The organism is Vreelandella titanicae, from assembly GCF_014697095.1.
Taxonomy (GTDB): domain Bacteria; phylum Pseudomonadota; class Gammaproteobacteria; order Pseudomonadales; family Halomonadaceae; genus Vreelandella; species Vreelandella titanicae.
Window position 1 is genome coordinate 3,187,842 of sequence record NZ_CP059082.1, and the last position, 19,360, is coordinate 3,207,201.

Genomic DNA, 19,360 nt, shown 5'->3' on the forward strand with positions numbered 1-19,360 from the left:
AGGATTGATATGAAGTGCTGAGTGCGTTGATAGAGCAGAAACCGTGGTTATTTTGTAGTAAAATTACACGAATTATTGCGTATAATGCCCCCTTTACGGTAGATTTTAGGTAATCTAACTACATTAGATGCCTAATTATAAACAGGAGTGACGATGAGCCAGTCCACTGCTTCCCAAGGTGCACCGCTGGGCGATCCGAATCACGCTATTGATTTAGCGCTGTTTGGAGCGCTGGGTGATCTTGCCATGCGCAAGCTATTTCCTGCCTTATACCATCTTGATCGCGAAGGCTTGATGCCTGAAAGCACGCGCATTATGGGACTGGCTCGCCATGAGCACGACGCTGCATCGTTCCGAAAAATGGTTAACGATGCTCTGCAGAAACGGCTGAAAAGCAGCGAGCAGGATAAGCAGAGCCTCGAGCGTTTTCTCGCCCGCCTAGATTATTTAAAACTCGATTTTTCCAGCGTTGAAGGTTACGACGCCATTCGCCAGTGGCGAAAGGGCTCACCGCGCCCAATGGTGGTCTATCTTTCCGTTGGGGCACCTATTTATGGCGATATCTGCCGTCACCTGCAGGCCAGTAAAAGCCTGGACGATGAGTCCCGCGTGGTGGTTGAGAAACCCATCGGTTACGACCTGCACTCCTCGGTTGAAATTAACGACGCTATCGGTGAAGTGTTCCCCGAGTCGCGGATTTACCGCATCGACCACTATTTGGGCAAAGAGACCGTACAGAACCTGATTGCCCTGCGTTTTGCCAACCCGCTGTTTGGCACCCAGTGGAATCAGAACAACATTTCCCACGTGGAAATTACCGTTGCCGAAAAGGTAGGTATCGAAGGGCGCTGGGGCTATTTCGATGAGGCGGGCCAGCTACGCGATATGGTGCAAAACCACCTGCTGCAGCTACTGTGCTTAATCGCCATGGATCCGCCCTCTAACCTGGATGCCGACGCCATCCGTGATGAAAAGGTCAAGGTGCTTAAAGCACTTAAACCGTTTGTGGGCGAGGCGCTTGGTCGCGATGTAGTACGCGGTCAATATATCGCGGGCACCAGCGATGGCCAGTCGGTGCCGGGTTACCTGGAAGAAGAAGGCGCCAACACCCAGAGCCAGACCGAAACCTTTGTGGCCATGAAAACCGAAGTGGCTAACTGGCGCTGGGCAGGCGTGCCGTTCTACCTGCGCACCGGTAAACGGATGCCGGAGAAGCTCTCGCAGATCGTCATTCACTTCCGTCAGCAGCCCCACTATATCTTCGACCCGGATCAGCGCGGCATCGCCTCTAATAAGTTGATTATTCGCCTGCAGCCGGAAGAGGGTATTGCCCTGCAAGTATTGACCAAAGATAGCGGTTTGGATAAAGGCATGCGCCTGCGCCCGGGTCCGCTGCATTTGGACTTCAACAGCGCATTTCCCAAATCGCGGATACCCGATGCTTACGAACGCCTGCTGCTCGAAGTCATGAAAGGCCAGCAGTACCTGTTCGTGCGTCGCGATGAAATTGAACACGCCTGGCGTTGGTGCGACCAGCTCATCGATGGCTGGAAAAAACGCGACATGCCCCCGCGTCGTTATCCCGCAGGCTCTTGGGGGCCAGTCGCCTCCATCGCCATGATTACCCAGGATGGCCGCAGCTGGTACGAGGATTATTAATATGAGTCAAGCACGCCAACAGTTGGCCGAGCAGCTTGCCGAAGCCGTGTTTCAGGGTCTGCAAGACGATTTAAACCACCAGGAGCGTGTCTTGCTGGTGGTTTCTGGTGGCTCTACGCCAGTGCCTTTTTTTAAGGCGCTGGCGGCCAAATCCCTGCCCTGGGAGCGGGTAGATGTAACGCTGGCCGATGAGCGTTGGGTAGACGAGCAGAGCAGCGATAGCAACGCCAAGCTGGTGCGTGAGCATCTGCTCCAGGGCGAGGCATCGGCGGCCACTTTTATACCGTTAACTTGCAGCGCGGCTACACCTGAAGAGGGCGTTGATGAAGTTGCCAAGCAAGCGGAATCGCTAGCGTGGCCTGCCAGCGTGGTGATTCTAGGTATGGGCGGTGATGGCCATACGGCGTCACTATTTCCCGATAGTCCTGAACTGACCCTGGCCCTTGCCACCGAGGAGCTGTTAGTGGCGGTAAGAACGCCTAGTCAGCCGCAACCCCGGATCACCTTTTCCGCCGATCGCCTGCATCAGGCGCGGCGGCACATTCTACATATTACAGGCGAAGATAAACGCGCCGTATTGGCCAAGGCACTCAACGGCGACGACGTTCGTCAACTGCCTATTCGTGCCTTTTTAACCTGCCCGTTGGCAATTTACTGGGCGCCTTGAGCGCTAACTGCCTTAGCCAATAATAAGTTGCTTGGAGACTCACTAATGACTATCGACAAACAGTTACCTTCTACGCGCACTGCAGAGCTGGATAGCATCTGCTTGAAAGCCGAGGTGATTCCGGTCATCACTATCGAGCGTTTGGAAGATGCGGTACCACTAGGCCGCGCCCTGGTAGAGGGTGGCTTAACCGTGCTGGAAGTGACCCTGCGCACCGATTGCGCCCTGGACGCCATCAAGCGAATGAAAGCAGCGCTGCCGGGTGCAAGCATTGGCGTGGGCACCGTGCTAACACCCGCGCAATATCGCCAAGCCGAGCAGGTGGGCGCTGATTTTGTGGTGACGCCAGGGGCTACTGACGCGCTTTACCGCTACGGCGTGGAAAGCCCGGTGCCGATGTTGCCAGGTGTATCGACCATTTCTGAACTGATGACCGGCTGGCAGTACGGCTACCGTCGGTTCAAGTTCTTCCCCGCTGAATCCAGTGGCGGCGCCAAAGCCATCAAAGCGTTTGGTGCGCCGATTCCAGAAGCGCGCTTCTGTCCAACCGGTGGCATTACCGTGGACAACGCCGACTCTTACCTGTCACTGCCGAACGTGATGTGTGTAGGCGGCTCCTGGTTGACGCCGAAAGCGATGGTCGATGCTGAAGATTGGGACGGCATCCGCGAGCTGGCCCGTCAATCAGCAGAGCGCTTTCATCACTAAGTAAGCCACTACTGGCTGTACCCATTGAGCAAGAACGGCTATCCCTAGCAATGTTTCTAAACATTGCTAGGTTTTTTTAGGGCAAAATTTTGCGTTTACCTATTTTGGCCCCTAGCGTAAGACCAAAGGCGTATAACGGAGCATATTCAGCTCAACTAAAATGACGGCACGATTTGTCTGACATTTCGCTCTACGCGCATACAGTAACGTGCGTGCCACTTATAATGATCATGAGGTGAGTCAAAATGCACGCGTTGACCCTGGCGTCCTTCCTGTTTTTTACAGGGCTTGTCGCCTTTATCACTTGGCGCATCACCCGCCGAGATGACCACTCAAGTACCAGCGGCTACTTTTTGGCTGGACGCACGCTAACCTTCCCGCTGATCGCTGGCTCTCTGTTAATGACCAATCTCTCTACCGAGCAAATGGTAGGGCTGAACGGGGCTGCTTTTGCTGATGGTTTAAGCGTAATGGCCTGGGAAGTGGTCGCGGTTATCGCACTGGTGGCGTTGGCGCTCTTCTTCCTTCCGCGGTTTTTGAAAAGTGGTATTGCCACGCTGCCGCAACTGCTCGAGATTCGTTTCGATAAAACGACTCAGCTAATCACCAATATCATCTTCTTGATTGCTTACGCGGTGATTCTGCTGCCGATCATTCTCTATTCAGGTGCCATCGGTCTGCAGGGAATGCTCGACCTACAGGGATTAACCGGCATTGAGTCTTCGACGACGCTGCTTTGGCTAACGGTGTGGATCGTCGGTATTATCGGTTCCGTGTATGCCCTGTTTGGTGGCCTGCGCACGGTTGCCGTTTCCGACACGCTCAACGGTGTTGGCCTCCTGATCGGTGGTTTCGTAATCGTTTATTTCGGCCTGCAGGCCGTGAGTGGCGGCACGGGTATTATGGAAGGCTGGAGCATCCTTAAAGAGGCTGACCCGGATAAGCTTAATTCGATTGGCGGTGCTGAACAGCAGGTGCCGTTCTTTACCCTGTTTACCGGCGTTTTCCTGATCAACCTGTTCTACTGGAGCACCAACCAGCAGATTATTCAGCGTACCTTTGCAGCCAAAAACCTCGCCGAAGGTCAGAAGGGCGTGCTGCTGACCGGCCTTTTCAAACTACTGGGGCCGCTGTACCTAGTGCTGCCGGGCATCATAGCTTATCACCTTTATGCCGATCAGGGCGTGCGTGCTGATGAAGCCTACGGTCATTTGGTCTTTAACGTATTGCCACCGTATCTAACCGGGTTCTTCGCTGCGGTGATGGTCGGTGCAATTCTGTCGTCGTTTAACTCCGCGCTTAACAGTACCACCACGATTTTCAGCCTGGGCATCTATAAAGGCGTGCTGAACAAAGAGGCTACGGAAGAGCAGGTGGTTAAATCGGGTAAGGTCTTTGGCTGGATCATGGCCATTCTCACCATGATTATCGCGCCGTTGTTGGCAGGCCAGGATAGTCTGTTTGGTTACCTGCAGAAGATGAACGCGATCTACTTTATTCCGATTCTTGCCGTAGTGCTGGTCGGGCTGCTAACCAAACGGGTTCCGCCGATGGCGGCCAAAATCGCCCTGGTGGGCGGCTGCTTGTTGATTGCCGCCGGTTACTTTGTGCCACCGTTTACGCTGCTGCCGCAGATCATGCACGAGTTCCACTTCGTGGCGCTGGTCTTTGTGCTGTTGGTCGTCGTGATGCTGATCATCGGCAAGCTGCGCCCAAGGGAAACCGACTGGATTCAGCAGCACAGCGGCGATGTGGATCTAACACCCTGGAAAGGGGCGGTACCCGCCGGTATCGTCTTGGTCGTGTTAGTGATCGTTATGTATATAAGCTTTGCGGGTTAAACGGCTTTCTGAAGCATTTAGCTTGTGTAGCACCTAATTAGTTTGACATCTATGTCATATCAGAACGCCCGCTGCATTGTAGCGGGCGTTCTGTATTTCAGGAGGCAGGTTCGGTTATAGCTTTTGATTGATTCGTTGATCATGTCGCGTGCTTGGTTCAGTATTTTTAGATTCACTGACTTTTCTTACCCATAGTGGACACTAATTTAAGAGTTTAAAAATCATTTAACCGGTGCGTCGCTGTTTGATCTGGCTGTGCCAGCTTTAAAGGCACTTGCCTTAGCCGATAATTGAGGACGAGAGAATGACACAAGCTGGCGGGCCTGCTGCGATAAATGGCTTTCTTTACCAGATTCTCCATCACTTAGGATGGATTACGGAAGTCTCGCTCTCCGGCACTATAGATGGGGCGCTGATCGATGATGCATGTCTGGTTCTTGAGCCGCGCAATGGCGGTGACGCAAGAGCTGAGGCGGCTGGCGTATATCTCGTTGAGCAGTACAAGTCACGTAAAAATGGCACATGGTCTGTCAAGGATATCGTCTCTGTTCTTGCTGATCTGCGAAAGGCAATACCATCCCAGTATCCAGCTTATGCACGTTATCGATTTGTCACTGATGGTCAGGAAGGCCGTTTAGAGCCTTTAAAATTGTTTCTCACTGATGTTGAATCAGCAGTGGCTCCTGATGATCTAGATCGGTTGATAAAAAGGAAATTCAGCTCTGGGCTAATCTGTACCAATAGCGAATTCTTCGACCATATTGTTGTGGCTAGCCGCGCAATTGGAAAACTACTGGAGGACGATGAGCGGATACAAGTATTTCATCTACTTCAGCACCTGCAGCTAGAGTTTGAATCGGATGGCACTAAACAGGCTCGTGCTATAGATAAATTGCTGCGCCGCTATGCTCCTAATCTGGGAGACGAAAGCGGCATACGAGAATGGCTTATAGGTATTCTTGTTGAGAAATTAAGCCAGGGCGAAGTGAAGCTTGATAGCCAAGAGATAAACGAAATGTTTCGCAAGGTAGGGCTCAAGCCAGAGAGGATGGTTCGTCTTGAGCAACTAGCTGAAACGATGGGCGAGCGGACTCGCAATCGTCTTAATCGTATGGGTTATCGCCCTGAGTGTGATGTGCGGAACACACCGGATTGGCCAGATAATAAGCCCGTTCTTTTGATCGCTGGGACAAGCGGTATGGGGAAAACTTGGCAACTGGGGCGGCTTCTGGAGACTCTGGCGCAAAGCCGGGAGATAGTCACTCTCGTACCTTCTAACAACGCTTCGGAAACAGTGCTGAAGGATGCAGCACAGGATATCTGGCAAACTGGGCTCGACGAAACATCAGAGAAAACACTTGTTGCGGTTGCTCGGCACCTTTGCGAGCTTGTGCCAAACGCTGAGGGTCGAAAGGTTACGATCGCCGTTGATGATGTTCAAGACGTGGGTGTTGTCCGCACTCTGATTCGACGGGATTGGGCCGAGTGGGATATGCGCCTTGTTATGACAGTACCGTATGATTTAGCACAAGCGCTTAAGTCAACTGACAGCGAACGTATCCATCTGCATTCTGTCGGTGACTTCTCAATCAATGAGCTTGATTGCCTTTTGAGGCGGAATGGTAAAAGGTGGACTGAACTCCCTTCCGACCTTAAGAAGCTTCTGCGCGCTCCAATTTTGGCCGGCCTTTTTCTCAAACTTCCTTATAGCTCCATACAACGTGCTCCTCGAAGCGAGTACGAAATCTTTGAGTCCTTTTGGGAGCGCATTGCTTCAAGTGATGTAGGCATCGTGCTCGCGCTCGCTGCCTTATACGTCGGAGGAGAGACTTCTCCGCTTCCCCGGCAGAGATGGAACGGAATCGGTCTGAACGATGAGAGTCGCGCCCGGTTGGAAGCGGTTGGATGGCTTCGAACCACTGAATATGGCGAGGTCGCATTTGCGCATGACCGTCTGCTGAATTGGACAGTTGCAAAAGAGTTTGTCCGCCAATATCAGCACAATCAACTTCGCGTGGAAGAGCTTGGCGATATTTTTTCTGGTGGCAGTAGTGAAGACCAGTCACAGCGGCGTCGCCTCGGATATGTGCCGATGGATGCGATCTGGCTGCTCGGGGAAAACGATAAAAACGCTGAACCCTTGGGTGTGATCGTCGCACGAATGGAACAAAGCCGGGAGTTCGGAAGCTATGGAGGAGAGCTGTATAAACATCTGCTTCCGACATTGGGTCAGCGTGCGGTTCCAATTCTTCTCTCTCGTTTGAATTCTGTAGTTTCTGACAATGTTAGAGATAGGGATTACCGCATAGGATTAATTGGACAGTCTTTTGCTATTCTGTCTCGACAAGATCATGTCGATCTATCAGAGGTGATCGCATTACTGCTTAGATCAAATTCATGGAGTTACCAAAGAGTAGCGATTGAGGTGCTAACAAAGGTGCCGATTGCTGCATGGCTCGACAGGCTTTGGAAAATTCACCAACACTGCGTCATTGCGCTGGAAGAAAGCAAAAATAGCGAAGGCTATAAGGCCAGTATGGGCGCTCTGCGTTCCGGTGTGGCCCTTAACCCAGAATGGTTGCGGCTACGTATTCTTTCTGTCGATCCCTTCAAGGAGTCAGTATGGGATTTAGGGTATCTGTTAAATAGTCTTGAGCATCCTGATGCACTGGATATTTGGAAAGAAACAAGGGATCGATTAATTGAGAAGATGCCTGCCAGTAAGCCGCGAAGCCTACTTTATTGCATCGCACGATTTAGCGATCGAGAAAAAATTGATTTCGTTATAAAGCATCTGTCACAAAAGCAAGATTTCGCCAGTGAAGCAGCGCTCAATGCGCTTTCCGTTCTCGATCCAAGCGCCGCAATTGATCGGCTTGAGGAGGTCGGTGAAGCCGAGCGTTACTTCACTCGAAATCAATGGCTCCCTGGCTTGCTTCACGCTGAGCCAGAATTAACGCGGCACCGCTTGCTCGCGCTAGCTAAAGCACAGCCGAAAGGCCGCCACATTATTGAAATACTTTTCGGTGAGCGGCCGAATGAAATCAACGAAGAAATGCTGCGGTTTGTGCTGCGCACCCTTGAGCAAGACTTGCTGGAAGATATCGATGCGGTCACCGTGGGAGATCTGCGCAGGCTTGATCGACCACTAAGGTTTTTGGGGGGTGTTACGCGCCCTGATCTTCTTTCCATTATAATGGCGGAGGCAGGTGGTGAACTGGAACGGGTGATTACTACTGTTGCCTGTAGCCGTCAGCGGGTTAATAGAAGATCTACGGATCATATTCTTGAGAGCGCACGCCTTATCTTAGTTCTGATCGGTGGTGAAGGAATTACGACTTTGCTCAGAACGGAGCTAGAGTCTGAGCACTACTGGGTGCGCCATGGCGGGTTGAAATGGGCGTTTGTGCGCCGAAACGATAGGGTTATCGAGCGGTTGGCCGCCATCGCCAGCAACCCTATTCCACGTAACGCCTCCGGAAACTTAGAATCGCAGCCTTACCAGGAGTTCTACCAAGCGGTGTGCGGGCTAGCGGCAATTGGCGCAGATTCCATCCTGGTTGATACCCTTACTAAAATCGGAATACCGGAAATTCCGAGCGAGCTTTCCAGCCTCAGAGCTCATCAAGGGCCCATGTTGAGTTTAATAGTAGAGAAGGTTGTTACGACTCTGGCGAATGAGGCGTCAGCCGAGGAGGAGCTTTGCGTCGCTCTTGCTATTGCATGGATTAGCAGTAATGCAAGTCTCATACCTATGATGCGCAAAGTAATGGTGAGAACTGATCCCGAAAGCCGCTTGGCAGTACATGTCTGTATTACGTTGAGTGAACTTGGGGATGAATCGAAGGAATTTGCCCAGTTTGCTTTTTTTGTGGCGCACACAAAAGAAAATGTCTGGTGGGGTATTAATGCCCTTGCAAACTTAGGCGATTGCGGTGCGGAGTTACTGTTGGAATGGCTAAAAAATCAGAGCGTGGGTTTATGGGGCCGCTATGAGGTTTTCGTTATTCGTATGCTCTATAGGTGTTCGGAGACACGAGATCAAGCCATAGCAGCTGCAGTAATTGCCTGCGAGCGGGTTAGCTATTTCGATGAGACGCCTTATGACATTGCAGCTGAAGCCAATGATCCGGAGCTGCGGGATAAAATTCTAGAAAAGGCGTTTTCCGAAGCCTCTTTTGTAGTGACAGAGCCACTAAACGCTATCGAAGGCCTGGCTAAATTTAATATGGCGCGCGCTGTTGATGCAATTGAGTTGGCTTTCCAAACCCACCCAAAGATTGAGCGAGAGTTGGCGAGGCTGCTCGTTCGCCTCGCACCAGATGTAGCAGCCGAAAAGCTGATTAATGCGGCTGTTATGATTGAGCGGGATTCAATTAGGGGTGCAGTCGGACGAGCTCTTCGACCGCTCGATCCTGCAACAATTGCCCCGCTATTTGCCGAGCGCATAAAGGGTACAGCTTCCGAGAGAAAGGTCATCGCTGAATTAGCTGCTTGGTTGCCAGTTCCTCAAATTAATAACGTTCTCGTCGGACTTGCTGACCAAGATAGCGCTAGCGAAGTTAGGCATTCGGCACTGCAGGCGCTCGAATACCATCGTAAGGAAACAGGCCTAAGAGCGCTGCTAGAGGCCTTTAAAACTGCAGGTTATGACAAGCGGTGGAGTCTGCTAACGGCCATCCTGAATGGTGCTGATGCTCATTTGTTGAAGAACCGTGATGATCCACTTTGGTTAGGTCACATCCTAACGGACGAAGTCCCATTTATATTTGAGCACCATGCTAAGAGTGTGCTGAGCCAAAGAATCCAGCGTGGCAAATAGTGGCAGAGCCTGGTCCGCCAACAGTACGTATCGCTTTAAGGCAGCACGCTGAAACAAGGTCAACATGGCAAGCAACTTCAATGAAGAAAACCCGTCTCTTTTAAGTGGCTGTTCAAATTGATCGCGTAATTAGATCCGTGACGACCGAGGAGATGATCGATTGTGCTGCAGGGGCAGTCAAATAAGAGATTCACACTCAATAGTAGCCCCGCGATTGCGGGGCTTCTCTTTTCTGACTAAGCCAAGCTTAGCGGCGGCTCGGCGAGTCCAGCGATGCCGGTCTCGACCACATAGAGCGAGCCTGCGGTGGGCTCTTGGGCCAGTTGCTCAGCACTGAAGCCCTCTTGCGCCGTGGTGATATACAGCGTTTTCAGATCAGGGCCGGCAAATGCCGGGCAGGAGGGTTGGCTGACCGGCAGCTCGACGCGGCCTATTATTTCACCGTTAGGATCCAGACGAACGACCTGCCCAGCCCCCCATAGCGCTAGCCATAGGCAGCCTTCGCTATCCATTACCGCACCATCCGGATTACCTTGGCTGGAGAAAAAGTCTGCCCAAGGCTGCGGCTCGCCTTGCGGCCAGCCGTCGCTATCCAGCGCCCAGCGCATCACTACACCCGTCACGGTGTCAGTAAACCACGCGAACTCGCCATCTGCGGAGAAGCAGATGGCATTGGGAATCGTCAGGCCTGAACACAGCCGCGAGAGCTCGCCGCGATGCAGGCGGTAAAGGCTTCCAGCGTTTCTTTCAGCACTTTTACCCATGCTGGAGAGCCACAGGCTGCCGTGGCGATCAATGCGTGCGTCATTGCTGCGGGTGATGGGGTTATCGGCCTCGAAATCACTCAGCTTTTCGATACTGCCGCTGCTTGGGTTGAAGCGGCTTAAGCGGTCTTCACCGACTAACAACAGGCCACCTTCAGCAAGGGGCGCTGCCAGGGACACCCGATGATCGAGCTGATAGTGGCCGCCTTCCCTGGTGGCGGGGGATAGCCAGTGCAGCTGTTTTTCCAGAATGTCGCACCAATAAAGGCGCTGATTTTTGGCGTCCCACTGCGGGCCTTCACCCAGGGTGCAGCGGCAATCGACCGCTAACTCGGCTTGCCACGTTGAAACACTCATATCGGTATTCATTATTGTTAGTTCTCCTTATTGTTCTCCTGCTAACCAGGCATCGACGAGGGCTTGAGCCTGTTTTCCCACCTGAGAAGCGCTTTGGCCAGGTTTGTATAATGCGCTGCCCAGGCCTGCACCATCGACACCCGCTGCGCGCCATTCGGCGAAGTTATCGACTCCAGCGCCGCCGACGGCATACAAAAGCGTGCCTGCCGGAAGCACGGCGCGTACTGCTTTCATTCCTTCTAATCCTACCTGTACTGCGGGGAAGAGTTTAAGCCCGGTGGCGCCTGCATCCAGCGCATCGAAGGCCTCAGAAGGCGTCACAATACCCGGCCAGCTGGCCATGCCGAGCTTATGGGTTTCTTCAATCACCGCTGGCCGACAGTTGGGAGAAACGATTAAGCGCCCACCAGCAGCGTGAACTTCACGCACCTGAGCCGGTGTGAGCACCGTACCCGCACCAATGACCGCACGCTCACCAAATGCGTCGACCAAGCGGCGAATGCTCTCCAGCGGGTTGGGTGAGTTAAGCGGTACCTCAATCTGGGTGATACCCGCAGCCAGCACCGCTTCCGCGATATCCACGGCCTCATCAGGCGTTACACCGCGTAAAATTCCAATCAGTGGCAGTGACATAGCCAATTTCTCCATGCTTAATTTATTTTAACGCGCGATGGGCGAGGCGCAGGCCCGCTAAGACAGCGGTGTCGCCATCCACATGTTTTGTCTGATAGCCGATCGCATTGAGTGCCAACGTGTAGCGCTGGCTCAGCGTTTGGTTGCCAATCAGCGTGATTGGCTTATCGCTGGGGCATTCACGGCAGGCGCCAGCAAGCTCAAGGCCAATGGCGAGCCCAGAGAGCCTGGCCGCAAGAACGGCCCCGCGCGTGTCGCCAGCAGGTAGCCGGCCATCGAGTAAATCTTGCGCGCGCAGGCCGAACAGGCGGCTACTAAAGGTTTCGGGGGCTTGATGAATCTCGCTGACGGCCGAAATAAAAGCTTCACGGCAAGCTGCATCGTTAAGATCATCCTTTGCCGCTGAAGGTGATAAAACGGAATGCTTCAGCACCGACTGGTTGGCGAGCAGTTGGTAAAGCTCGCCGGTCAGGTAGGTCGAAAACCCGCTCACCGCGCCCGCTTCCAGGGTTGCCCATTTGGCGTGAGTGCCGGGCAGGCAGGCGAGGCCAGTAAAATCTGGCGAATCAGCGACGAGCCCTGCCAACTGGGTCTCTTCACCGCGCATCACATCAAAGTGAGTCGCGGTACCACGGGTTTGGCTTAAACCAGGCAGCAGGTAAACAGCTAGCTGGTTACCCGTAAGCGTTGGTGTGACTGCGCCTTGGCTAAGCTGGTCAAGCCGCGTGGGTACCGGTAAATAGGCGGCTTCCAACCAGCCCTGGCGAGCGCCTGCCATACCGCACACCATCACCTTAGTCGTGCCGGTGGCGGGTAGCCAGTCGCCCACCAGTCGCAGCAGCTCGGCTTCGTACTCGTCGGCCTTTAGCGACAGCATGCCCTTGTCACTACTGGCTTGGGCAATCACTTGATCGTGTTGATCCAGCTCCCAGGCGCGCAGATTGCTGGAGCCCCAGTCAACGGCAATCCAGGTTAATTGACCTGCAATGTCAGGTGTTTCGCTCATCTCGGTTGATCCCATGGCTTACCACTCCGCAATAGAGCCATCTTCATGAGTCCAGACCGGGTTGCGCCAGCGGTGGCCCACCTTGGCGCGCTCCTCAACGAACTCCTCGTTGATCTCGACACCCAGGCCTGGGCCTTGGGGAATGGCGCAGAATCCGTCTTCAATGGCGAGGGCGGATTTATCGACCAGGTAATCGAGGACGTCGTTGCCCTGGTTGTAGTGAATGCCCATGCTCTGCTCTTGGATAAAGGCGTTGTGGCTGACCGCATCCAGCTGTAAAGAGGCGGCCAGGGTTAACGGGCCGAGCGGGCAGTGGGGCGCTAAGGCGACGTCATAAGCGGAGGCTAGGGCGGCGATTTTGAGACCTTCGCTAATGCCACCGCAGTGGGAAATATCCGGCTGGATAATGTCGATCATGCCATCGGCCAGCAGGTCGCGGAACTGAAAACGGGTATGCAGCCGCTCGCCGGTGGCTAGCGGGTAGCCAAGCCCGCCAGCAATATCCTTCAAGCAGGGCAGATGCTCGGGGGCGACCGGCTCTTCCACAAACATGGGGTGAAAGGGTTCTAGCTCGCGCAGCAGTGCTTTGGCCATAGGGCGGTGCACGCGGCCATGGAAGTCGATGCCGATGCCTACATCTGGCCCAACGGCGTTGCGGGCTTCTGCTACCCGGGCGACGGCTTCATCGACCTTGCGGTGTGAGTCGACGATTTGCAGCTCGGGGGTGCCGTTCATTTTAAAAGCCGTGAAGCCTTTGTCGACCAGCGCTTTGGCACCCGCGCCTACGTCGCTTGGGCGGTCGCCACCCGTCCAGGCATACATGCGCATTTTGTCGCGCACGGCACCGCCTAACAACTGATGAACGGGCACACCCAGGTCGCGACCTTTAAGATCCCACAGCGCCTGGTCAATACCGGCAATCGCACTCATCAGAATCGGCCCGCCGCGATAAAAACCGGCGCGATACATGATGTTCCAAAGATGCTCGATGCGGTGCGGGTCTTGGCCGATCAAGTAGTCGGAAAGCTCGTGTACGGCGGCTTCAACGGTTGCCGCGCGGCCTTCAATTACCGGTTCACCCCAGCCGTAACAGCCTTCATCGGTCTCGATCTTGAGAAACAGCCAGCGCGGGGGGACTTGCCAGGTCTTGAGTTTGGTAATTTTCATGTTCAGTCATCCTTCTGAATAGATAGTATTCATTGAGTAATTGTTAGCTGACGATGCCAAGGTCGATGGCCGTGCGGCGCAGCACTTCTCTCGCGGCGGTTTCTGCGGCGCTGGCATCGTGGCTGCGGATAGCGTCAAGTACCTGGCGGTGGCGCGCGAGACTGTCGTCCAGGGTGTCCGTGCGGTGTTGCGAGCGATGTATTAGCGCCATGATCGAAGGGCGCAATAAATGGCCCATTTGCCGCCAGACTAAATTGTGGCTGGCCCGGTAGGTGGCGTCGTGAAAGGCGACATCGTACTCGGCATGCTCAGCACGCGCTTCAACACTGCCTGCGCTGCTCTCCATGCCTGCATAGGCGCTCTCCAGACGTTCTATGTCTTCAGCCTGAGCTGCCTGAGCAGCGAGTCCTGCGACCACCGGTTCAGCAGAAAAACGAAAGGCGTAAATAGCCCTTACCAACTGTGGGTCAAGGTTGACCAGCCCGGTCATCCATTCGCTCATCAGTGGGTCGAGTAGATGCCAATCGCCCATCTCGCGAACCAGCGTGCCACGGCCCGCGGTGCGCTCTAATAAACCCGCAGCGGTGAGGCTGGTGAGTGCGTTACGCACTTGGTTACGGCTAACGGCAAAGTGTTTACCGATATCCAGCTCACGGGGGAAAACATCACCTGGCTGCCAATGGCCTGCCAGCAGTGCTTGGGCGAGTAAACGGGCTAACTGTTCAGCGCCACCCTGGTGGGGCGGTAGAGCGTCCAGCGTCATCGGTCATCTCTTGTTCTTTATTGGATAAACCCTAGTCTATTAAATGTCTGACATTTCCACAAGCGAGCCGCTTTAGACAAAAGTCCGAATTAGATTGGCGACGAGTCGACCCCTAAGAAGCATAAAAAAAGCGCGCCTGCGTGGGGCGCGCCATTTGTTAATGGGTTATAGCTCTACTTAGTTAGCCAATAATATCCGCTCGCGTTGGCAGCGCTGCGTAAGCGCCTGGCCGGGTGACCGCATGGGCGCCACAGCGGCAGGCGGTATTCACTGCGCTGAGTAGAAAATCCGTATCGCTCTGCCAGTGTTCATTGATGCCGTGGGCCGAGAGCTCCGCCAACAGCCCGCCAATAAAGGCGTCGCCCCCGGCGGTGGTGTCGACCGCTTCCACTTTGGGTGGCGCAATGCGCTGGTCGATGCCGACGCCTTTGATTACGACATCATTGGGGCCGTCGGTAATCAAAATAACTTTTACCCCTGCCGCAAGCCGCTCTGAAAGCCACGATTCTGCAGGATGATCGGCGCGCAAGTAGTCGAGCTCTTCCTGGGAGAGCTTGAGCAGCTCAGCGCCGTCTAGCAGCTGTGTGACTAAGCTGGCATCGGCTTCGCCGTCGGGCCACAGGTTGTGGCGTAGGTTGGCATCTACACTGACCAGGCAGCCTGCGCGCTTGGCCATGGTGGCCATCGCCAGGGTAACGTCGGCGATCTCTGGGTCGGTTAGGCTGTTACTGCACAAGTGCAGAATGGCAGGGTTCTCGAATACGCCATGGGGTAAATGCTCAAGGCGATAAAGCAGGTCAGCAGCGGGCGGGCGATAGAAATCAAAAGTGCGTTCGCCCACGTCATCCCGGGAAACGAACGCCAGCGCCGTACGGGATTGCTGGGTGTACACAATGCCGCTGGTGTCTACACCGTGGCTATTGAGCTCACGCACCAAAAAATGCCCAAAGGTATCGTCGCCTACCATACCTAAAAACTGGCTAGGAACACCCAGGCGGGCGCATGCGACCGCCACGTTCGCGGGAGCGCCACCGGCGTAGGGCGTAAAGGTTTCCTGGGCATCTGTAGCCGCCCCTAAACGGCTGGAGAGCATATCAACCAGCGCTTCCCCAAACGCGATAACTGGCGTCATTATTGGCTCCTTAGTGTAATTGTTTGCAAAGACGGGTTTATGCCACGCAGTGGCCGCGGGCGGCTTCCAGCAATTCATACCACACTTCTCGGGGTAGCGTGGCAGGGCCCTTTAGCATGTCGCTGATTCGGTCAGGTTTAATGCTGCCAATCACCGGTACTGGCGAGTTAGGAAGACTACGCAGCCATGCCAGCGCTAAAGCGCTGGGGGAGCTATCAAGCTTTGTCGCCCACTTAGCCAAACATTCGCCAACGGCGCCTTGCATCAGTTGCCCGCCTGCCAGAGGCGACCACGCCATGGGGGCGTGGCCATCGGCGCATAGATCATCAAAGCTGCCGTCAAACAGCGGCGTTGTGTGGGTAATCGAGAGCTCGATTTGGTTGGCTGATAAGCGGTGATGCATGGCGCCCTGCAAGCGCCGCCACTGGCTGGGCAGGTGGTTGGAAACCCCTGCAGCGCCAATTTTGCCTGCTTCAATGGCGTCGTCCAGCGCGCGGCCGGTCGCTTCTGCGTTCATCAGCAGATCGGGACGATGAATCAGGAAATGGTCGAGGCGTTCGACATTCAAACGCACAAGTGAGGCATCAATGGCACTATTAAGATAAGCAGGGCTAGCGTTGTAGTGCTTTACCTTACCCGAACCGGGGGCGGGGTTGTCGTTAGCGATGCTCGCTTTAGTGACGACATTAACCCGCTGAGCCAGGGCAGGGCGCGCCCGTAGCGCGGCGCCAAAAAGCGTCTCCCCTTGGCCGCTGCCGTAAATGTCCGCATGGTCAAACCAGTTAAGGCACTGCTCCAGGCGCGCTTCGATCCATTCTGCTAATCGCTCGGGTTCGTGCATGGCGGGTGTTTCGTGCAGACGCATCATGCCAAGTAAAAACGGCACATCAAAGGTGGCGGCGGGCATAGCAGGTTCCGTATTGATGTTGTTAGAAGTTGTGATCAGAAAACCTCTTCGTTATGCAGTGCTTCGGCGGCACCTAACAGCCCTGTCCAGGGCGCAGTTACCACCCACACGGGGATGTCAGCGTTATAGGCGCCCATACGGCCTTTATTGACAAAGGCGGCGCGCAGCTCGCTTTTTGGCAGCCACTCAAGCAAGCGCGGGAGAATACCACCGCATAGATAAACTCCGCCCCTTGCGCCCATGGTAAGGGTGGCGTCGCCGCACACATCGCCAAGAATTTTTAGAAAGCGCAGCAGGGCAGTCGTGGCGAGGCTGTCACCTTCATTGGCCGCTGTGGTCACCTCTGCTGGGCTAGTTAAGTGCGGCTCAACTCCCTCAAGGGTGCAGTAGGCTTGATAAAGCTCCAATAAACCCTGACCGCATAAGATGCGTTCTACGCTCACCCGTTTGTGGCGCTGCAGAAATACATCCAGCAGTGCCTGCTCGGTACTGTCCGTGGGGGCAAAGGTGACGTGTCCGCCTTCGGTGGGCAGCGGAATCCAGGCGTGTTGTCCAGGAAATACCCCGGCAACGCCCAGCCCAGTGCCTGGGCCGATAATTAAGCGTGTGGAGTGTGCCTGGGTTTGCCCCGGCTGAACTTCGACCAAATCACTGGATGCCACATGGGGAACGCCCAGCGCCTGGGCGGTAAAATCGTTTATGACCTTGAATAGCGCTAGATTCAACTGTTGCTGAACATCGCTTTTCAAAAAATCCCAATGGTTATTGGTCATTTTGACCCGTTCAGCGTGAACGGGGCAGGCGAAGGCTAAACACGCCTCTTGGGGCGCGTTGTCACCGGTGGCGCCCACGCGCCCCAGATAATCCTGCACCGCTTCCACGACGCCAGGGTAGTCGGCGCAGGGTAGGTTCAATATATCGTGCGGGGTTATTTCACCGGGAGAGACCAGCGCCAAGCGTGCGTTGGTTCCCCCGATATCGCCGATGAGTGCCGGTCGCATCAGGCATCCTCTTCTGAGATTTGCCCCTGCTGACGGGCGAGATCATCGGCTTCAAAGCCACCGAATACACCAGCGCCTTCTTCACCGCGCATGGCCAGGTGGCGGAAGCCCCCAAACAGCTCGCGACCCAAGCCCACGTGGTAGTGATCCAGGTTGCCAATGGCCAGTTCCCGTTTAGCCCAGGTGGCGGGGTCGACTTTGGCTTCGAGCGTACCGGCGTTGGCATCCAGACGTACAATATCGCCATCACGCAGTTTGGCCAGCGGGCCGCCGTCCAGGGCTTCGGGGCTCATGTGAATGGAGGCGGGTACTTTGCCTGATGCACCCGACATGCGGCCATCGGTGACCAGTGCCACTTTAAAGCCACGATCCTGCAGTACGCCCAGGAAGGGGGTTAGCTTATGCAGCTCGGGCATGCCGTTGGCTTTGGGTCCCTGGAAGCGAACCACCACAATCACGTCGCGATCCAAGTCGCCGGATTCGAAGGAGGCTTTCATTTCGTTTTGATCTTCGAAGATCTTCACCGGCGCTTCTACCACGCGATGCTCTTCCGTCACTGCGGAGACTTTGATCACACCGCGACCCAGATTGCCTTTCATGACCGTCAAGCCACCCGTCGGCGCGAACGGTGTCGCTACCGGGCTGAGCACGTCTTCATCAAGGCTTTTTTCGGGGCCTTCGTGCCAAACGATTTTGCCATCTTCAAGGAACGGCTCTTGGGTGTAGGCGGTTAGGTCGGTGCCGAATACGGTGGGAATATCGCCGTGAATCAAGCCCGCGCCCAGCAGTTCGCGGAACAGGTAACTCATGCCGCCCGCTGCTTGGAAGTGGTTGATATCTGCCTGGCCGTTGGGGTAAACCCGCATCAGACTGGGGGTGACCGCCGAAAGGTCGGTGAAGTCGTCCCAGTTGAGGGTAATGCCCGCAGCGGCGGCCATGGCGATCAGGTGCATCGTGTGGTTGGTTGAACCACCGGAAGCCAGCAAGCCCACCACGGCGTTAACAATCGCGCGCTCATCAATCTGCTTATAGAACGGGCGGTAGTCGCCACCGGGTTCGGTGTTGCGGATCGCCTGCTCGGTGGCATAGCGCGTCAACGCTTCGCGCATTTCGGTGCCTGGGTTTACAAAAGAAGTGCCGGGCAGGTGTAGGCCCATCATCTCCATCATTAGCTGGTTGGAGTTGGCGGTGCCGTAGAACGTACAGGTGCCGGGGCTGTGGTAAGAGTCAGACTCGGCTTCGAGCAGCTCAGCACGGCCGACCTTGCCCTCGGCATAGAGCTGGCGAATGCGCGCCTTCTCTTTATTGGGTAAGCCGCTGGGCATGGGGCCCGCGGGTACAAACATGGCGGGCAGATGGCCAAAACGCGCCGCGCCAATAAACAGACCCGGCACGATCTTGTCGCACACGCCCAGATACAGCGCGGCATCAAACATATTATGCGAGAGACCTACGGCGGTGGCCATGGCAATCACATCCCGGGAAAACAGCGATAGCTCCATGCCCGGCTGGCCCTGGGTGACACCGTCACACATGGCCGGAACGCCACCGGCAAACTGGGCGGTAGAACCCATGGCACTGGCGGCTGCTTTAATCGTTTCAGGAAACGTCTCAAACGGCTGGTGCGCCGAGAGCATATCGTTGTAGGACGAGATAATGCCCAGGTTGGCGCTATTCATTAGCTTGAGTTCGTTTTTATCACGCGGGTTACAGGCCGCGAAACCGTGAGCCAGGTTGCCGCAGCTTAGCTCAGCACGGTGCACGCCACGTTTGTGCTGGTCAGCCATGCGCCGCTCGTAGAGGGCGCGACGCTCAGCAGAACGCTCACGAATGCGCTGGGTAACCTCAGCAACGGTGGGGTTTAACGTAGCAGGTGTTGAGCTCGGCATAGGGACCTCTGCATGATAGAGACGGTGAGTGAAGCTTGTAGTTA

At 55.0% G+C, this 19,360-nt stretch carries 14 protein-coding genes; 5 read left to right on the forward strand and 9 right to left on the reverse strand.

Annotation, left to right across the window (positions count from 1 at the left end):
* Positions 1 to 153 precede the first annotated feature (153 nt).
* The 5 genes from zwf (at position 154) to HZS52_RS14630 (ending at position 9,697) form a co-directional block, all read left to right on the forward strand.
* Positions 154 to 1,659, forward strand: a complete 1,506-nt coding sequence (zwf, locus tag HZS52_RS14610) for a glucose-6-phosphate dehydrogenase (RefSeq protein ID WP_022523034.1) — start codon at positions 154 to 156, stop codon at positions 1,657 to 1,659.
* Position 1,660: 1 nt separating this feature from the next.
* Positions 1,661 to 2,326, forward strand: a complete 666-nt coding sequence (gene pgl / locus HZS52_RS14615) for a 6-phosphogluconolactonase (RefSeq protein WP_190373032.1) — start codon at positions 1,661 to 1,663, stop codon at positions 2,324 to 2,326.
* A gap of 45 nt (positions 2,327 to 2,371) precedes the next feature.
* Positions 2,372 to 3,034, forward strand: coding sequence for a bifunctional 4-hydroxy-2-oxoglutarate aldolase/2-dehydro-3-deoxy-phosphogluconate aldolase (locus HZS52_RS14620; RefSeq protein WP_088699811.1), 663 nt, complete (start codon positions 2,372 to 2,374; stop codon positions 3,032 to 3,034).
* Between the two features lie 245 nt (positions 3,035 to 3,279).
* Positions 3,280 to 4,875: a solute:sodium symporter family transporter gene (locus tag HZS52_RS14625; RefSeq protein WP_190373033.1), complete on the forward strand. Its 1,596-nt coding sequence runs from the start codon at positions 3,280 to 3,282 to the stop codon at positions 4,873 to 4,875.
* 304 nt (positions 4,876 to 5,179) lie between these two features.
* On the forward strand, positions 5,180 to 9,697 hold the full coding sequence (locus HZS52_RS14630; RefSeq protein ID WP_190373034.1) for a HEAT repeat domain-containing protein: 4,518 nt from the start codon (positions 5,180 to 5,182) through the stop codon (positions 9,695 to 9,697).
* Positions 9,698 to 9,933: 236 nt separating this feature from the next.
* On the opposite strand, the gene HZS52_RS14635 is transcribed toward HZS52_RS14630, so the two are convergent.
* The 9 genes from HZS52_RS14635 to edd form a co-directional block, all read right to left on the reverse strand.
* On the reverse strand, positions 9,934 to 10,830 hold the full coding sequence (locus HZS52_RS14635; protein WP_190373035.1) for an SMP-30/gluconolactonase/LRE family protein: 897 nt from the start codon (positions 10,828 to 10,830) through the stop codon (positions 9,934 to 9,936).
* Between the two features lie 15 nt (positions 10,831 to 10,845).
* Positions 10,846 to 11,466: a 2-dehydro-3-deoxy-6-phosphogalactonate aldolase gene (locus HZS52_RS14640; RefSeq protein ID WP_009287073.1), complete on the reverse strand. Its 621-nt coding sequence runs from the start codon at positions 11,464 to 11,466 to the stop codon at positions 10,846 to 10,848.
* Positions 11,467 to 11,473: 7 nt separating this feature from the next.
* Positions 11,474 to 12,472: a 2-dehydro-3-deoxygalactonokinase gene (locus HZS52_RS14645; protein ID WP_190373036.1), complete on the reverse strand. Its 999-nt coding sequence runs from the start codon at positions 12,470 to 12,472 to the stop codon at positions 11,474 to 11,476.
* A 3-nt stretch (positions 12,473 to 12,475) separates the two neighbouring features.
* Positions 12,476 to 13,624: a galactonate dehydratase gene (dgoD, locus tag HZS52_RS14650; protein ID WP_009287071.1), complete on the reverse strand. Its 1,149-nt coding sequence runs from the start codon at positions 13,622 to 13,624 to the stop codon at positions 12,476 to 12,478.
* 43 nt (positions 13,625 to 13,667) lie between these two features.
* A complete protein-coding gene (locus HZS52_RS14655) occupies positions 13,668 to 14,387 on the reverse strand; it encodes a FadR/GntR family transcriptional regulator (RefSeq protein WP_190373037.1) in 720 nt (239 codons plus the stop codon).
* A gap of 181 nt (positions 14,388 to 14,568) precedes the next feature.
* A complete protein-coding gene (locus tag HZS52_RS14660; RefSeq protein ID WP_190373038.1) occupies positions 14,569 to 15,519 on the reverse strand; it encodes a carbohydrate kinase family protein in 951 nt (316 codons plus the stop codon).
* Positions 15,520 to 15,556: 37 nt separating this feature from the next.
* Complete coding sequence (locus HZS52_RS14665; protein WP_190373039.1) at positions 15,557 to 16,426, reverse strand: aldo/keto reductase; 870 nt, start codon at positions 16,424 to 16,426, stop codon at positions 15,557 to 15,559.
* 35 nt (positions 16,427 to 16,461) lie between these two features.
* Entirely contained in the window at positions 16,462 to 17,427 is a 966-nt protein-coding gene (glk, locus tag HZS52_RS14670; protein WP_041158613.1) for a glucokinase, read from the reverse strand.
* Positions 17,427 to 19,316: a phosphogluconate dehydratase gene (gene edd, locus HZS52_RS14675; protein WP_022523045.1), complete on the reverse strand. Its 1,890-nt coding sequence runs from the start codon at positions 19,314 to 19,316 to the stop codon at positions 17,427 to 17,429. Before edd ends, glk begins: the two co-directional genes overlap by 1 nt.
* Between the last annotated feature and the right edge of the window lie 44 nt (positions 19,317 to 19,360).

Coding starts and splice junctions, on each gene's coding strand:
- zwf (WP_022523034.1), top strand. CDS start 154: ATGAGCCAGTCCACTGCTTCCCAAGGTGCACCGCTGGGCGATCCGAAT.
- pgl (WP_190373032.1), top strand. CDS start 1,661: ATGAGTCAAGCACGCCAACAGTTGGCCGAGCAGCTTGCCGAAGCCGTG.
- HZS52_RS14620 (WP_088699811.1), top strand. CDS start 2,372: ATGACTATCGACAAACAGTTACCTTCTACGCGCACTGCAGAGCTGGAT.
- HZS52_RS14625 (WP_190373033.1), top strand. CDS start 3,280: ATGCACGCGTTGACCCTGGCGTCCTTCCTGTTTTTTACAGGGCTTGTC.
- HZS52_RS14630 (WP_190373034.1), top strand. CDS start 5,180: ATGACACAAGCTGGCGGGCCTGCTGCGATAAATGGCTTTCTTTACCAG.
- HZS52_RS14635 (WP_190373035.1), bottom strand. CDS start 10,830: ATGAATACCGATATGAGTGTTTCAACGTGGCAAGCCGAGTTAGCGGTC.
- HZS52_RS14640 (WP_009287073.1), bottom strand. CDS start 11,466: ATGGAGAAATTGGCTATGTCACTGCCACTGATTGGAATTTTACGCGGT.
- HZS52_RS14645 (WP_190373036.1), bottom strand. CDS start 12,472: ATGGGATCAACCGAGATGAGCGAAACACCTGACATTGCAGGTCAATTA.
- dgoD (WP_009287071.1), bottom strand. CDS start 13,624: ATGAAAATTACCAAACTCAAGACCTGGCAAGTCCCCCCGCGCTGGCTG.
- HZS52_RS14655 (WP_190373037.1), bottom strand. CDS start 14,387: ATGACGCTGGACGCTCTACCGCCCCACCAGGGTGGCGCTGAACAGTTA.
- HZS52_RS14660 (WP_190373038.1), bottom strand. CDS start 15,519: ATGACGCCAGTTATCGCGTTTGGGGAAGCGCTGGTTGATATGCTCTCC.
- HZS52_RS14665 (WP_190373039.1), bottom strand. CDS start 16,426: ATGCCCGCCGCCACCTTTGATGTGCCGTTTTTACTTGGCATGATGCGT.
- glk (WP_041158613.1), bottom strand. CDS start 17,427: ATGCGACCGGCACTCATCGGCGATATCGGGGGAACCAACGCACGCTTG.
- edd (WP_022523045.1), bottom strand. CDS start 19,316: ATGCCGAGCTCAACACCTGCTACGTTAAACCCCACCGTTGCTGAGGTT.